The 14,583-nt window shown below is 35.0% G+C and carries 15 protein-coding genes; 9 read left to right on the top strand and 6 right to left on the bottom strand.

The features are described from left to right. Positions 1–100: 100 nt before the first annotated feature. The 4 genes from EQG63_RS08555 (at position 101) to EQG63_RS08540 (ending at position 5,171) form a co-directional block, all read left to right on the top strand. Positions 101–922, top strand: a complete 822-nt coding sequence (locus tag EQG63_RS08555; protein ID WP_129435960.1) for an energy transducer TonB — start codon at positions 101–103, stop codon at positions 920–922. A 129-nt stretch (positions 923–1,051) separates the two neighbouring features. After that, complete coding sequence (gene lipA, locus EQG63_RS08550) at positions 1,052–1,924, top strand: lipoyl synthase (RefSeq protein ID WP_129435959.1); 873 nt, start codon at positions 1,052–1,054, stop codon at positions 1,922–1,924. A gap of 15 nt (positions 1,925–1,939) precedes the next feature. Beyond that, positions 1,940–2,938, top strand: a complete 999-nt coding sequence (gap, locus tag EQG63_RS08545) for a type I glyceraldehyde-3-phosphate dehydrogenase (RefSeq protein WP_129435958.1) — start codon at positions 1,940–1,942, stop codon at positions 2,936–2,938. A gap of 31 nt (positions 2,939–2,969) precedes the next feature. After that, positions 2,970–5,171: a tetratricopeptide repeat-containing hybrid sensor histidine kinase/response regulator gene (locus EQG63_RS08540; RefSeq protein WP_129435957.1), complete on the top strand. Its 2,202-nt coding sequence runs from the start codon at positions 2,970–2,972 to the stop codon at positions 5,169–5,171. Here the strand turns inward: EQG63_RS08540 and EQG63_RS08535 are convergent. Together EQG63_RS08535 and lpxK are read right to left on the bottom strand one after the other, a co-directional pair. Then, positions 5,158–5,970 carry a purine-nucleoside phosphorylase gene (locus tag EQG63_RS08535; RefSeq protein WP_129435956.1) on the bottom strand — a complete coding sequence of 271 codons (813 nt, stop codon included), beginning with the start codon at positions 5,968–5,970 and terminating at the stop codon, positions 5,158–5,160. The two genes, EQG63_RS08540 and EQG63_RS08535, sit on opposite strands and share 14 nt — an antisense overlap. After that, positions 5,942–6,973, bottom strand: a complete 1,032-nt coding sequence (lpxK, locus tag EQG63_RS08530; protein WP_129435955.1) for a tetraacyldisaccharide 4'-kinase — start codon at positions 6,971–6,973, stop codon at positions 5,942–5,944. The genes EQG63_RS08535 and lpxK overlap by 29 nt, the downstream gene beginning before the upstream one ends. Before the next feature lie 47 nt (positions 6,974–7,020). Between lpxK and EQG63_RS08525 the strand changes: the two genes are divergently transcribed. The 5 genes from EQG63_RS08525 (at position 7,021) to rluF (ending at position 11,147) form a co-directional block, all read left to right on the top strand. Beyond that, positions 7,021–8,115: a Nif3-like dinuclear metal center hexameric protein gene (locus EQG63_RS08525; protein ID WP_129435954.1), complete on the top strand. Its 1,095-nt coding sequence runs from the start codon at positions 7,021–7,023 to the stop codon at positions 8,113–8,115. Between the two features lie 4 nt (positions 8,116–8,119). Next, entirely contained in the window at positions 8,120–8,896 is a 777-nt protein-coding gene (locus EQG63_RS08520; RefSeq protein ID WP_129435953.1) for a zinc ribbon domain-containing protein, read from the top strand. Between the two features lie 35 nt (positions 8,897–8,931). Further along, positions 8,932–9,780, top strand: a complete 849-nt coding sequence (locus EQG63_RS08515; RefSeq protein WP_129435952.1) for an alpha/beta fold hydrolase — start codon at positions 8,932–8,934, stop codon at positions 9,778–9,780. Between the two features lie 28 nt (positions 9,781–9,808). Beyond that, positions 9,809–10,246, top strand: coding sequence for a DUF1801 domain-containing protein (locus EQG63_RS08510; RefSeq protein ID WP_129435951.1), 438 nt, complete (start codon positions 9,809–9,811; stop codon positions 10,244–10,246). Positions 10,247–10,376: 130 nt separating this feature from the next. After that, positions 10,377–11,147 carry a 23S rRNA pseudouridine(2604) synthase RluF gene (gene rluF / locus EQG63_RS08505; protein ID WP_129435950.1) on the top strand — a complete coding sequence of 257 codons (771 nt, stop codon included), beginning with the start codon at positions 10,377–10,379 and terminating at the stop codon, positions 11,145–11,147. A gap of 5 nt (positions 11,148–11,152) precedes the next feature. Here the strand turns inward: rluF and EQG63_RS08500 are convergent, their stop codons facing one another. The 4 genes from EQG63_RS08500 to EQG63_RS08485 all read right to left on the bottom strand — a co-directional run bounded on the left by EQG63_RS08500 (position 11,153) and on the right by EQG63_RS08485 (position 14,580). Continuing rightward, positions 11,153–11,644 carry a GNAT family N-acetyltransferase gene (locus tag EQG63_RS08500; RefSeq protein WP_129435949.1) on the bottom strand — a complete coding sequence of 164 codons (492 nt, stop codon included), beginning with the start codon at positions 11,642–11,644 and terminating at the stop codon, positions 11,153–11,155. A 1-nt stretch (position 11,645) separates the two neighbouring features. After that, a complete protein-coding gene (locus EQG63_RS08495; protein WP_129435948.1) occupies positions 11,646–12,527 on the bottom strand; it encodes a bifunctional 5,10-methylenetetrahydrofolate dehydrogenase/5,10-methenyltetrahydrofolate cyclohydrolase in 882 nt (293 codons plus the stop codon). 76 nt (positions 12,528–12,603) lie between these two features. Then, the gene (ffh, locus tag EQG63_RS08490; RefSeq protein ID WP_129435947.1) at positions 12,604–13,953 is read right to left on the bottom strand and encodes a signal recognition particle protein; all 1,350 of its coding nucleotides are present in this window, start codon (positions 13,951–13,953) and stop codon (positions 12,604–12,606) included. Between the two features lie 150 nt (positions 13,954–14,103). Then, positions 14,104–14,580, bottom strand: a complete 477-nt coding sequence (locus EQG63_RS08485; RefSeq protein WP_129435946.1) for a DoxX family membrane protein — start codon at positions 14,578–14,580, stop codon at positions 14,104–14,106. Positions 14,581–14,583 lie beyond the last annotated feature (3 nt).

The following is a 14,583-nucleotide window of genomic DNA, read 5'->3' as shown; positions in this document are numbered from 1 at the left end:
ATATTTTACGAAATATTCAGTAGTAGGGAAATTTTGGCATAGTTTTTTCATAGTAATAATCATACCAATAAAAGATTATTAATTATAAACCAAAATTATTATGTCAAAATTAAACATTAACAAAAATGAGTGGTTAGAACTCGTTTTTGAAGGAAAAAACAAAGAGTACGGAGCTTACCAATTTCGTCAAGAAGAAGGAAAAACAACGCTAAAAGCCTTTTTTAGTGCCCTAGCATTACTAACTGGATTGGCAACAATTCCTTTTATTTTAAGTTCGTTTGGTGAAAAAGCATTACCGGTTCAACCAACCGTTTTAGATGAAGTTAAGGTTAGCCTTGTTCATTTTCCAGAAAAAGAAAAACAGAAAGAAATTGAAAAGCAAATCAAAAAAGCCGAAGTGTTGAAAACACCTAAAACAAAAGATTTGCAAAATATCACTGTAGTAAAACCAGAAGAAGCTACTCCGACTGAAATAACTAAAAATGAAAATTTAGGTAAAAACACCAGTGAAAACCCATTGGCTGCTAATGGAAGCACCACTGGAAGTAATACAGGAACAACAATCGAACCTGTTAAAGAAACGCCTAAAACTGGAAATGGAGAAACTATTGTAAACACTTCAATGGTAGAAAAAAATCCATCTTTCCCCGGCGGAATCGATGCTTTTTTAAGAATTGTAGGCAATAAATTCGTAGCCCCAGAAATGGAAGAAGAAAAAACGGTAAAAGTAATTGTACTTTTCGTGGTTGAAAAAGACGGAAGTTTATCAAATATAACAGTACCAAGAAGTCCAGGTTTTGGATTAGACAAAGAAGCCATTCGCGTTTTAAAATCAATCAAGACCAAATGGGAACCAGGAATTTACAAAGGAGAGCCTGTGAGAACTCAATATACCTTACCAATTGTAGTGAAAACAAACTAAGGCCAAACATCAAAACTCAGAAGCCATTCATTTCTAATAAATTTGAATGGCTTTTTTTGTTAAATATAACAAATAAACAAATCAACGAATAAACTACATTCCTTATCTTTGCATGGCAAAAACGATTTTATGGAAACGGCATCACAATCAAATATATTACCCGTAGGCAAACCCAAATGGTTAAAAGTAAAATTACCCATTGGTGAAAAATATACCGAATTGCGAGGATTGGTTGACAAATACAAACTAAACACCATCTGTACCTCCGGTAGTTGCCCGAACATGGGTGAATGCTGGGGAGAAGGCACTGCAACGTTTATGATTTTAGGCAATGTATGTACGCGTTCTTGTGGTTTTTGTGGCGTAAAAACAGGCCGTCCGGAAGATGTAGAATGGGACGAACCTGAAAAAGTAGCGCGTTCGATTAAAATCATGAAGATTAAACATGCGGTGATTACCAGTGTCGATCGTGATGATTTGAGAGATATGGGTTCTATTATCTGGTTGGAAACAGTGAAAGCCATAAGAAGAATGAATCCAGAAACCACACTTGAAACCTTAATTCCCGATTTTCAAGGGGTTGAAAGAATTATCGATCGAATTGTAGAAGCCAACCCAGAAGTAGTTTCCCACAATATGGAAACCGTTCGTCGTTTAACCCGTGAAGTCCGTATTCAAGCAAAATACGACAGAAGTTTAGCGGTTTTAAAATACTTAAAAGACAGCGGAATTCGTCGCACAAAATCGGGTATCATGCTAGGATTAGGCGAAACTGAAGAAGAAGTCATCCAAACGATGAAAGACCTTCGCGAAGCCCATGTAGATATTGTGACTATTGGGCAATACCTTCAACCAAGTAAAAAACATTTGCCTGTGAAGGAATTCATCACCCCCGAACAATTTGCAAAATACGAGCAAATCGGAAAAGAATTAGGCTTCCGTCACGTTGAAAGTGGCGCTTTAGTACGTTCTTCTTACCACGCTCAAAAACACATTCTTTAATTTACGAAGTAAACTTTGAAAACAAGAATTGCAATCAATGGCTTTGGACGAATTGGAAGAAACGTATTCCGATTACTATTGAATCATCCTTCTATTGAAGTTGTAGCCATAAATGATATTGCCGACAATAAAACGATGGCACATTTGCTGAAATACGACAGCATTCACGGGGTTTTACAGCATGATATTACACATAACGACACCTCCATTTCTATTGATGGAAAGTCAGTGTTGTTTTTTCACGAAAAAGAAATCAAAAACCTGAATTGGAAATCGTTAGATATTGATTTTGTAATTGAAAGTACTGGGAAATACAAAACCTACGAAGAAATTCACCAACATATTTTGTCGGGAGCAAAAAAAGTAATTTTATCGGCACCCGCAGAAGTTGATTCTATAAAAACAGTAGTTTTAGGAGTAAACGAATCAATTTTAGACGGTTCTGAAATTATTGTTTCCAATGCAAGTTGTACCACCAATAATGCAGCTCCCATGATTAAAGTCATTCAGGAGCTTTGTGGAATTGAGCAAGCCTATATCACCACGGTACATTCCTACACCACCGATCAAAGTTTACACGACCAACCTCACAAAGATTTACGTCGAGCCAGAGGCGCTTCTCAATCTATAGTACCTACCACTACTGGTGCTGCTAAAGCTTTGACTAAAATTTTTACCGAATTAGATGGTAAAATGGGAGGCTGTGGTATTCGAGTTCCAGTTCCAGATGGTTCTCTGACCGATATCACTTTCAATGTAAAACGTGAAGTGACCATTGAAGAAATCAATACTGCTTTTAAAAAAGCGGCTGAAACCAACCTCAAAGGCATCCTTGCCTATACAGAAGATCCTATTGTTTCTGTAGATATCATTGGAAATCAAAATTCTTGTGTTTTCGACTCGCAATTGACTTCCGTTATCGATAAAATGGTAAAAGTAGTGGGCTGGTATGATAATGAAATTGGCTATTCGTCGAGAATTATCGACTTAATCTCTCATATTGTTAAAAATTAACTATATTTAGGTTATTTTTGGGTTATTCCGTATGTATAAGAAACTACTTTTATTATTACTTTTTTGTGTCAACTCATTTGCTATTCCGCCTTTTTTAGGAAATAATGGAGTGATAGATAGTTCTTTTGCTTATGCCGAATCGGCAATGTATTTCAAAGACAAAAAGATATATGAAAAAGCGTTAGAAAGCGCCAACAAGTCTATTCTGTATGCTCAAAAAACCTCCAACAATTCTTCTTTAGCAAACGGATATTACACACTGGGTTTAATCTTTTTGGAATTAAAAAAATACGACATTGCTACCGAAAAATTTATTCGAGCCGTATCGGTCTTTAACACACTTGAACCCAATTCCAAATTAGCTTTAACGTATTATAATTTAGGTGTTTGCTACATCAACAAAGGGAATTATTCAAGCGCAGAATCGTATTTCAGTAAAGCCAATGCTGTTTATGACAACATTGATTTATCGAATGCAAAAAACATGGTCAATCTTCAAAAGGCCATTTTGTATATTGAAAAAAACGAAAGTAAAACTGCCGAAAAAATACTTATAGACCTTACTCAATTACCTATTAAAGATGATTCTGAGAAATTTCAATGTGAAGCATATTACTATTTAGGAATAATCAAAGCAAAAGAAAATATCAATAATCTAGCCTTAAACTATTTTAATAGTGCTTATGAACTAAGTAAGAAAGAAGACGATATTGAAATGCAGATTAAAGTCACTAAAAAACTAAGTGAAGTCTATGATAAAATGGCTTTGACCAATAATTCGCTAGCTTTTTTAAAAATTCATTTAAAACTTACCGATTCCCTTAGCGCCGTAAACTCAAACGAACAACAACATTTTATTTCCAAACAAATAAAAGTCGACGATATTATGCGTTCTATGGATAAAATGGAAAAGGATAAAAAAGAACAAGAGAAAGCGGGTAAATTTTCAAAACTCATTAACATTTTGAGTATTGCGTTAATTACGATTTTATCGCTTTTGAGTTTGTCGTTATATAAAAACAATATCATTAGAAATAAATCGAACGAATTATTAAAAGAAAAAAATAACGAGTTAGAAGAAGCCAAAGAGCGCATTGAAAAAGCGTCTCAAGCCAGAGCCGAATTTCTTTCAACGGTGAGTCACGAACTTCGAACACCTTTAAATGCGATTAATGGAATTTCTCATATTTTACTGGAAGACAAACCCAAAGCCAGTCAGATTGAATATTTAAAATCCTTGAAATTTTCTGGAAATTACTTACTCACTTATATCAACGAAATTCTTGAAATCAACAGAATTGAATCCAATAATATTGAAATCGAAAACATAAACTTCAATATTAGGGAGCTTTTGCATAATATTCAAAATTCATTAAAAGATCACGCCAGTCAAAACAACAATGACTTCAACTTAGTTATCGACCCAGAAGTTCCAGAAGTTGTAATTGGTGATCCGACCAAGCTTTCACAAATTTTCATCAATCTTATCAATAATGCCTTAAAATTCACGAAAGACGGTAGCGTTAATGTGTATACGAATTTGTTGAGTATCGAAAATAAAAAGAGTAAAATTTTGTTTAAGGTTGTGGATACAGGAATTGGAATTCCGGAAGACAAACAAGATCAAATTTTTGAAAGCTTTTCACAAGGCTCTGTAGAAATAAACAGAAAATACGGAGGTACTGGACTTGGACTGACTATTGTAAAACGACTTATCAAGCTGATGAACGGCGAGATAAAATTGAAAAGTGCCGTTGGAAAAGGTTCTGAATTTAGCTTTGAATTAGAATTTTTAATTGGAGATAAAATAATTCCAAATACTTCCAATGTCATTATTGACGACAAAATCTTTATCAAGAAAAAAGTACTATTGGTTGAAGACAATAAAATCAATCAAATGATTACCAAAAAAATTGTCGAGAAAAAACAGATGATTTGCGAAATTTGCGAAACAGGAGAAGATGCCATCGAAAAAGTACGAGCCAATAAGTACGATTTGGTTTTAATGGACGTTCATTTACCTGGAATTAACGGAACCATTGCGACACAAGAAATTCGAACATTTGATGAAATTACACCAATCATTGCTTTAACGGCAATTTCTTTAAATGAAAATAGAGAAATGCTGATGTCCTATGGAATGACTGATGTAATTACCAAACCGTTTAATCCCGAAAATTTCTATAAAATCATCGAGACCAACTTATTACAGGTTAAAACTAGTATTGCGTAATCAGTTCTTTTATTAATCGACGAACGTGTGGTTCTGCTTCTTTTGCGGCTTCTAACACTTCTTCGTGTGTAATGCTATCAATACTTTCTTCATTGCCCATATCCGTTATTACAGAAATTCCGAAAGTCTCTAATTCCATGTGACGTGCTACAATTACTTCTGGAACAGTTGACATTCCCACACAGTCAGCTCCTAATAACTTTACCATTCTGTATTCTGATAAGGTTTCAAAAGTTGGACCTTGCAAGCCCAAATAAACACCATCATGAACTGTAATATCTAAATCAGAAGCAATTTCTTTAGCTTTAGCCATCATTTTTCGACTATAAGGTTCACTCATGTTAACGAAACGCGGACCAAACTTCAAGTCGTTTTTACCACGAAGTGGATGTTCTGGCATCATGTTAATATGATCTTTAATAATAACAATAGAACCTACTTTATAATTTGGGTTTACGCCTCCCGATGCATTTGATACAATTAACTTTTCAACGCCTAAGTGTTTCATTACACGAACCGGAAAAGTCACCTGCTTCATATCGTAGCCTTCATAAAAATGGAAACGACCTTGCATCGCTACCACTTTTTTTCCGTTTATATTTCCAAAAACCAAAGCTCCTTGATGTCCTTCAACCGTAGAAACCGGAAAGTTTGGAATTTCGCTGTACGGTAAAATATATTCCACTTCCAAATCATTGGTAAATCCACCTAAACCCGAACCCAAAATCACTCCGTATTCTGGACTAAAATTGGTTTTACTTACAATATAATCAACCGTTTCTTGTACTTGCTCCCACATACGCTAAAATCTTTTTATCAAATTCATTACTATCTTTTACAAACGATGATTTTATTGGCAAATAATACAATTGCGCTGCTGGCAATTTTCCTTTTAAACGCACAAAATCTTTTTCGGTTGTAATTATTTTTCTCCCGTTTGCTGTTTCTAAAATCGATTTAATATCATTTTCAGAAAAATCATGATGATCAGGAAAAACCATCGTTGATTTTTTTTCAGCCTGCAAATATGCAAAAAAAGGTTCGGGTTTTGCAATGCCCGCCACTACTAATTTATCAACAGCTGTCAAATCTTCAACCGATACTTTTTTATTTTCACTGTAAAAGCAATCATCATAGTCGATATAACTAAAGAATACGGGTTGATTTTCTTTTACATAACCATTAATTTTCTGTTTGATTTTTTCTTGTGCAATTTCTGAAATATCCTGGGGACATTTCGTGACAATTATCATATCCGCTCGATTGGCTCCATTCCTACTTTCGCGCAAATTACCTGTCGGAAGTATAAAATCCTTATAAAACAAATCATCATAAGACGTCAGCATGATATAAAAACCAGCTGTTACTTTTCGGTGTTGAAATGCATCATCTAACAATATGATTTCTGGCTTTTGCTTTTGAGCAAGGAGTTGCTCGATTCCGTTTTTACGGTTAGCATCAACCGCTACTTGAATTGTTGGAAATTTTTGGTAAAACTGAAAAGGTTCATCGCCCAATATTTCAGCATTGGAAGTTTCATTTGCCAATACAAATCCTTCCGATTTTCGTTTGTAGCCACGACTCAGTGTAGCAATTTTATATTTGTCCGATAACAGTCGAATTAAATATTCAATTTGAGGTGTTTTCCCGGTTCCGCCAACACTCAAATTACCTACAGCAATAATTGGTAAATCAAATCGATAAGATTTCAGAATTCCCTTATCAAAAAGAAAATTTCGGATCGATGTTATCCAACCATACAAAAAGGAAAAAGGGAAAAGTATTTTTCTTAAAATATCCATACTACGAAAGTATAATATTTTATCTTTGAATGAAAATATTAGTCCAAATGAAAATCAAAGAAATACTATCTATACTTGAAGAAATGGCTCCCCTAGCCTACGCAGAGGACTTTGACAATGTTGGATTATTAGTTGGCGATGCAAATTCGGAAGCCACAGGCGTTTTAGTCTGTCATGATGCCTTAGAAAGCGTAATTGACGAAGCAATAACAAAAAAACACAACCTTGTCGTTTGCTTCCATCCTATTTTATTTTCTGGAATTAAAAAAATAACCGGTAAAAACTATGTAGAACGCTCAATCCTAAAAGCAATTAAAAACGATATTGCCATCTATGCGGTCCACACTGCTTTAGACAATCATCAAAACGGAGTGAATAAAATATTTTGCGATGCTTTGGGATTGATGAACACTAAAATTTTAGTTCCGAAACAAAATTTTATCCAAAAATTAGTCACGTATACCATCCCCGAAAATGTTGAAAAAGTGCGCAATGCCATATTTGATGCTGGTGCGGGAAAAATTGGCAATTATGACGATTGTAGTTTCAATTCGAAAGGAATTGGCACCTACATGGGAAATGAAAATAGCAATCCCGAAATTGGAGAACGTTTTGAGTTTGTAGAAGCGGAAGAAATCAAAATTGAAGTCGTTTTTGAAAAACATTTACAAAGCAGAATTTTGAAAGCTTTATTTTCGAATCATGTTTATGAAGAGGTGGCGTACGAAATTTATGACTTACAAAACACCCACCAAAATATTGGTTTAGGAATGGTTGGCGAACTGCCGAATGAAATGAATGAAATGGACTTCTTGCGATTTGTGAAAGCAAAAATGGAATGTGGCGGCATCAGACATAGTGAGTTCACTGGAAAAAAGATAAAAAAAGTAGCCGTTTTAGGAGGTTCCGGAAGTTACGCCATTAAAAACGCCATTCAAGCCGGAGCCGATGCTTATTTGACTGCCGATTTGAAATACCATAACTTTTACGAAGCTGAAAACACTATACTTTTAGCTGATATCGGACATTTTGAGAGCGAACGTTACACAAAAAATTATATAGTTGATTATCTTACGAAAAAAATTCCTAATTTTGCAGTCGATTTATCACAAATAAATACAAATCCAGTTAAGTACTTATAAGAATATGGCAACAAAAGAATTGAACGTTGAAGAAAAGTTAAGAGCGTTGTATGATTTACAATTAATAGATTCTAGAATCGACGAAATAAGAAACGTAAGAGGGGAATTACCTTTAGAAGTGGAAGATTTAGAAGATGAAGTGACTGGACTAAGCACTCGCTTAGAAAAATTAAAAACCGATTTAGACAGCATTGAAGAGCAAATCAAAGTGAAAAAAGTAGCTATTGAGGAGCACAAAGAAGCGATTAAAAAATATACTGCACAACAAAAAGAAGTTCGTAACAACCGTGAGTTTAACTCTTTAACAAAAGAAGTAGAATTCCAAGAGTTGGAAATTCAATTGGCTGAGAAGCACATTCGTGAAATGAAAGCTTCTATTGAGCACAAAAAAGAAGTGATTGCTGAGTCTAAAGAAAGATTAGAAGCAAAATCTTCTCACTTAAAACACAAAAAATCGGAATTAGACGCTATTATGTCTGAAACTGAAAAAGAAGAAAACTTCTTATGTCAAAAATCAGAAGAATTCCAAGGACAAATCGAAGAGCGTTTATTATCGGCTTACAAACGTATCCGTGGAAGCGTTCGTAACGGTCTAGCAGTCGTTTCTATTGAAAGAGGTGCTTCTGCAGGTTCGTTCTTTACTATTCCGCCACAAACTCAAATGGAAATTGCTTCTCGCAAAAAAATCATTACGGATGAGCACAGTGGAAGAATTTTAGTTGACACGGCTTTAGCAGAAGAAGAAAAAGAGAAAATGGAGCAATTATTTGCGAAAATATAAGTAATTTAAATCCCGATTAACCTCGGGATTTTTTTATGAATAAAATCACATTTTTTCTTTTCACTAAGTCAATTGGTTTGTATATAAACCTACTGAGTTTCTTGTTTCCCAAAAAGGCAACGCAACTTGCATATCAACTTTTTAGCGAACCTCGAGAAGGAAAATTATCGAAAGAAAAGCTTCCCAAAATATTACAAAACACCACCACCGAAACTTTTTTCGACAACGAGCATCACACTCAAGTGTATATTTGGGAAGGTAATGAGACTAAAATTTTGTTGGTGCATGGTTGGGAAAGCAATGCTTCTCGATGGGAAAATCTTTTACCTTACCTCAAAAAATCAGGAAGTACCATCATTGCCATTGATGCTCCCGCCCACGGATTGTCTAGCGGAAAAGAATTTAGCATCCCGCAATACGCAAAATTCATCCACAAAACGGTCGAAAAATACAATCCTCAATATTTAATTGGGCATTCCATTGGTGGTAAAACGTGTTTGTATTACCAACACACCTATCCTAACGACGGAATTAAAAAGATGGTCATTTTAGGAACACCTAGTGATTTTAAAATCCTACTTAACAATTACATCAATTTATTGAGTTTAAACGCTAGTATTGCTAAAGATTTAGAGAACAAATACATTCAAGATTACAAACAAAAAATTGAAGATTTCTCTGGACGAAAATTTGCCGCCACATTAAAAGTAGCCGGTTTAATTGCACATGATATTGATGATGAAGTGGTTTCGATTAATGAAGGCAAAAAAATTGCAGAGGTTTGGGAAACAGCACAATTTTTAGAAACCAAAGGATTGGGACACAGCATGCACGATGATAAACTTTATCAAGAAGTATATAATTTTCTGTTTTTAAAACAATAGGTTTTACATTTAAAATATTGAAACAGATATGGCTGGAATAAAAACAAAGGAAACGGAAATTGATGTCGCTAATTTTATAAATTCATATGTTGAAAATGACAAAAAAAGAGAGGATAGCTTTCAGTTAATTAAACTGATGAGTGATTGGACAACATTTGAGCCAAAAATGTGGGGACCCACCATTATTGGATTCGGAAGTTATCATTACAAATATGCCAGTGGACATGAAGGTACTATGCCTTTAATTGGGTTCTCCCCTCGTAAAGCAGAATTTTCACTTTATGTGTATTCACCAACTCCAGAAAACAAACATTTATTAGACGACTTTGGCAAATTTAAAATGGGCAAAGCCTGTATTTATGTCAAAAAACTATCCGACATCAATATTACTGTATTGGAAAAAATGTGCAGAACAACTATTGAATATCTAAAGCAGCATCATGAGTGTGCTTGTAGAGAAAAATAACTTATCCTCTCCAATAAACAAATAACTACAGTTTGATTTTTTAATACACATATTTCACAAGGTGTTTAACGCGTCAAATTTCTGAAGTCGGGATACTGCAAACTGAAAACTGAATCACTATCTTTGCCGAATGGAAGAGAATAAAACACGAATTAATAAATTTTTATCTGAAACGGGATATTGCTCCCGTCGTGAGGCTGATCGATTATTGGAAGAAGGTCGTATTACCATTAACGGCGTTGTACCTGAATTGGGAACAAAAGTATCTTTAGATGATGAAATTCGTGTGGATGGTAAATTAATCCGTGAGAAGACTTCCAAACCTATTTATTTGGCTTTTAACAAACCAACAGGGATTGAATGCACTACCAACCAATCGGTTCGCGATAATATTGTCGATTATATCAATTATCCGAAACGTATTTTCCCTATTGGACGATTGGACAAGGCCAGCGAAGGCTTGATTTTCATGACCGATGATGGGGATATCGTGAACAAAATTCTTCGTGCTCGAAACAATCACGAAAAAGAATACATTGTAACGGTTGACAAACCCATTACCGACCGATTTATAGAAAGAATGGGCAATGGTGTTCCTATTTTAGAAACTGTCACTAAAAAATGTAAGGTAGAACAAGTAAGTAAATATGTTTTCCGAATTATATTGACACAAGGATTGAACCGCCAAATTCGACGTATGTGCGAATACTTAGGGTATGAAGTAACAGCATTAAAAAGAACTCGAATTATTAATATTTCGTTAGATGTTCCATTAGGACGTTACCGAGATTTAACCGATGCTGAAATTGAAGAATTGAATACTTTGATTGCACCATCTAGTAAAACAGAAGAAGCTAGTTTTCCAAAACCATTGCAACGAAATACAAACAAGAGAAATTAAATTTTTTATAGTTTTTTCTCCATTACATAATCATCCATGATATAGTCGTTTCCAATAGGAATGACTTCATCTAAAATGATTTCAAAATTTTGCTTTTCATAAAAACGTTGCGCTTTGTTGTATTTGTTCACATTCAAAAACAAATGGGTATTATTGGCTTGACGAGCGCTATTTTCAACTTCTTCTAAAAACATTTTACCCAAACCTGTACCTTGTGTCGCTGGAAGTACATACAACTTATGCAACTTGGTTTTAGTAGTTGTTTTACAATTTAATTCAAAAGCAGCAAAACCCAAATAGTCACCCTTTTCTTCCGCCAATAGAAAAACATGCCCAGCCTCAAATTGTGCTTCAAGCGAAGAAATAGCATAAAAATTTTCCAACATATATTCCAATTGGGCTACCGAAAGAATTTCGGAATAAGCATCAGGCCAAATCGTATATGCTAATTCTTTAACTATTGTTAACTGTTCTTTTGTTGCAACCGAAATTGTCATACTATTTCATACGTTTTTGTTCACGAGCCAACAGTGTATTTTTCAACAACATGGCAATCGTCATTGGACCTACTCCACCTGGAACCGGTGTAATATAAGAAGCTTTTTTAGAAACATTTTCAAAATCAACATCACCTGTAATCACATATCCTTTTTCATTGGTATCATCAGCTACACGAGTAATTCCTACATCAATAATCACCACATCGTCTTTCACCATTTCGGCTTTAAGATAGTTTGGCACTCCTAAGGCAGTAATAATAATGTCGGCTTGAGACGTAATTTGATTGATATTTTTAGTGTGACTGTGTGTAATAGTTACAGTAGAATTTCCAGGAAATCCTTTACGTCCCATCAAAATACTCATTGGTCTTCCCACAATATGACTACGACCAATAACAACTGTGTGTTTTCCTTTGGTTTCAACATTGTAACGCTCCAAAAGTTCTAAAATTCCGAACGGCGTTGCTGGAATAAACGTACTCATATCAAGCGCCATTTTTCCGAAATTTTCAGGATGGAAACCATCAACATCTTTACTTGGATCGATCGCCATCAATATTTTTTGAGTATCAATTTGATCGGGTAACGGAAGTTGGACAATAAATCCGTCGATATTGTCGTCATTATTGAGTTCGTGAATCGTTTTCAATAATTCCGTTTCAGAAGTCGTGCTTGGCATTTTAACTAAAGTCGATTCGAAACCGACGCGTTCGCATGCTTTTACTTTGCTTCCCACATACGTCAAACTCGCGCCGTCGTTACCCACAATGATAGCCGCCAAATGAGGTACTTTTTCATTATTGGCTTTCATTTCATTTACTTCAGCCGTAATTTCATTTTTAATGTCTTCTGAAACTTTTTTTCCGTCTAAAATTTGCATTGTTGTTGTGTTGTTTATTGTTTAGTTGCTTGTGTTTTATTCATGAAAAAAGGCGCGAATAAACGCACCTCATTTTTTATTTCATTCCCGGCATTCCGCCTTTCATTCCGCCCATCATCTTCATAAGGTTCTTCCCTCCTGGTCCTTGCATCATCTTCATCATTTTACTCATTTGGTCAAACTGTTTCATTAACTGATTCACTTCTTCCACTTTACGGCCAGAACCTTTTGCAATACGAGTTTTACGTTTTACATCTATAATGGTTGGTTTGCTTCTTTCTTGAGGTGTCATCGAGTAGATAATCGCTTCAATATGTTTGAAAGCATCGTCTTCAATTTCTACATCTTTTAAGGCTTTTCCAGCACCTGGTATCATTCCTACCAAGTCTTTCATGTTCCCCATTTTTTTCACTTGTTGAATTTGACTTAAGAAGTCATCAAAACCGAATTCGTTTTTGGCAATTTTCTTTTGCAATTTACGAGCTTCTTCTTCGTCATACTGCTGTTGCGCACGTTCTACTAGGGAAACAACGTCTCCCATTCCCAAAATACGGTCGGCCATACGATCCGGATAGAAAACATCAATGGCGTCCATTTTTTCACCCGTACCGATGAACTTGATTGGTTTATTCACTACCGATTTAATCGAAATAGCGGCTCCACCACGGTTATCACCATCTAATTTAGTAAGGACAACTCCGTCGAAATTCAATCTATCGTTGAATGCTTTTGCTGTATTCACGGCATCTTGTCCCGTCATCGAATCCACTACAAAAAGTGTTTCATTTGGTTGGATTGCTTTGTGAACGTTGGCAATTTCGATCATCATCTCTTCATCAACCGCCAAACGACCAGCAGTATCGACAATCACTACATTGAAGCCATTGGCTTTTGCATGCTTGATAGCATTTTCAGCGATAGAAACTGCATTTTTATTTTCTGGTTCCGAATATACTTCTACCCCAACTTGATCTCCAACTACATGCAACTGATTGATTGCCGCAGGACGGTAAATATCACAGGCTACTAATAATACTTTTTTATTCTTTTTGGTTTTTAAGAAGTTCGCTAGTTTACCAGAGAAAGTCGTTTTACCAGAACCTTGTAATCCTGACATTAAAATGATCGATGGATTTCCTGAAAGATTAACTCCAGCTACATCACCTCCCATTAATTCAACTAACTCATCTTTTACTATTTTAATTAAAAGTTGACCAGGTTGTAATGTTGTTAATACATCTTGACCTAATGCTTTTTCTTTTACGCGAGTGGTAAAATCTTTTGCAATTTTAAAGTTAACATCGGCATCAAGTAAAGCACGACGTACTTCTTTTAAAGTATCGGCAACATTGACTTCGGTAATTTTACCGTGTCCTTTTAATATATGGAAAGCTTTATCGAGTTTTTCGGATAAATTATTGAACATAACTATTCTTTTTTAGAAGTGGCAAAGATAGTTTAAAGTTACAAAGTTGCAAAGTTAGAACGTTATAAAGTTTAACCTTGAATTGCATGAATAATAAAGGCTACTCAAAACTATGAGTAGCCCTTAAACTCAAATACAAACAAATACAATTTACTTATCAGTAACAGACACTAATTTTAGCGCCTGTTTGTCTATCAATAAGGGTTTCCAAATTCTATAAGTAAAGGCGATTAAAGCTACATTTGCAGCAAAAAGGCCGAAAGTTAATCCCAATTCACCCAGTTCTTCAAACTCCAAAAATAAGTGAAATAAGAAAATGTTAAGCGTTAACGGTAAGGCGATGATGGCACCGATTCTTGCAAAGAATTGACTTAAAAGTAACACTCCTGCGAATAATTCGGCAAATCCAAGAAACTGCCAGAAATAATTAGTTTGTTTCATACCGAAGATATAGTTTTTGATAACCAATACTTCTGCATTTGGGGCTATTTCTTCTCCTTTTTGGACTTGTTCAATAACCGCATTTGGCTTTGGAATGGGTTTTGTAAACTTTCCGATTCCGCCATAAATCATGAATCCACCTACAAACAGGTTCAATAAAATGATTAAAATTTTGATTGTTTTCATCGT

Origin of the sequence: Flavobacterium amnicola (genome assembly GCF_004122165.1) — a bacterium.
Lineage (GTDB): Bacteria > Bacteroidota > Bacteroidia > Flavobacteriales > Flavobacteriaceae > Flavobacterium > Flavobacterium amnicola.
The sequence above is the reverse complement of the archived record's forward strand: the minus strand, read 5'-3'. Positions and strand labels throughout refer to the sequence as shown.

Bases quoted from the DNA above. Each gene is read 5' to 3' on its own strand.
- EQG63_RS08555 (WP_129435960.1), top strand. From the start codon at position 101: ATGTCAAAATTAAACATTAACAAAAATGAGTGGTTAGAACTCGTTTTT.
- lipA (WP_129435959.1), top strand. From the start codon at position 1,052: ATGGAAACGGCATCACAATCAAATATATTACCCGTAGGCAAACCCAAA.
- EQG63_RS08540 (WP_129435957.1), top strand. From the start codon at position 2,970: ATGTATAAGAAACTACTTTTATTATTACTTTTTTGTGTCAACTCATTT.
- EQG63_RS08535 (WP_129435956.1), bottom strand. From the start codon at position 5,970: ATGTGGGAGCAAGTACAAGAAACGGTTGATTATATTGTAAGTAAAACC.
- lpxK (WP_129435955.1), bottom strand. From the start codon at position 6,973: ATGGATATTTTAAGAAAAATACTTTTCCCTTTTTCCTTTTTGTATGGT.
- EQG63_RS08525 (WP_129435954.1), top strand. From the start codon at position 7,021: ATGAAAATCAAAGAAATACTATCTATACTTGAAGAAATGGCTCCCCTA.
- EQG63_RS08520 (WP_129435953.1), top strand. From the start codon at position 8,120: ATGGCAACAAAAGAATTGAACGTTGAAGAAAAGTTAAGAGCGTTGTAT.
- EQG63_RS08515 (WP_129435952.1), top strand. From the start codon at position 8,932: ATGAATAAAATCACATTTTTTCTTTTCACTAAGTCAATTGGTTTGTAT.
- EQG63_RS08510 (WP_129435951.1), top strand. From the start codon at position 9,809: ATGGCTGGAATAAAAACAAAGGAAACGGAAATTGATGTCGCTAATTTT.
- rluF (WP_129435950.1), top strand. From the start codon at position 10,377: ATGGAAGAGAATAAAACACGAATTAATAAATTTTTATCTGAAACGGGA.
- EQG63_RS08500 (WP_129435949.1), bottom strand. From the start codon at position 11,644: ATGACAATTTCGGTTGCAACAAAAGAACAGTTAACAATAGTTAAAGAA.
- EQG63_RS08495 (WP_129435948.1), bottom strand. From the start codon at position 12,527: ATGCAAATTTTAGACGGAAAAAAAGTTTCAGAAGACATTAAAAATGAA.
- ffh (WP_129435947.1), bottom strand. From the start codon at position 13,953: ATGTTCAATAATTTATCCGAAAAACTCGATAAAGCTTTCCATATATTA.
- EQG63_RS08485 (WP_129435946.1), bottom strand. From the start codon at position 14,580: ATGAAAACAATCAAAATTTTAATCATTTTATTGAACCTGTTTGTAGGT.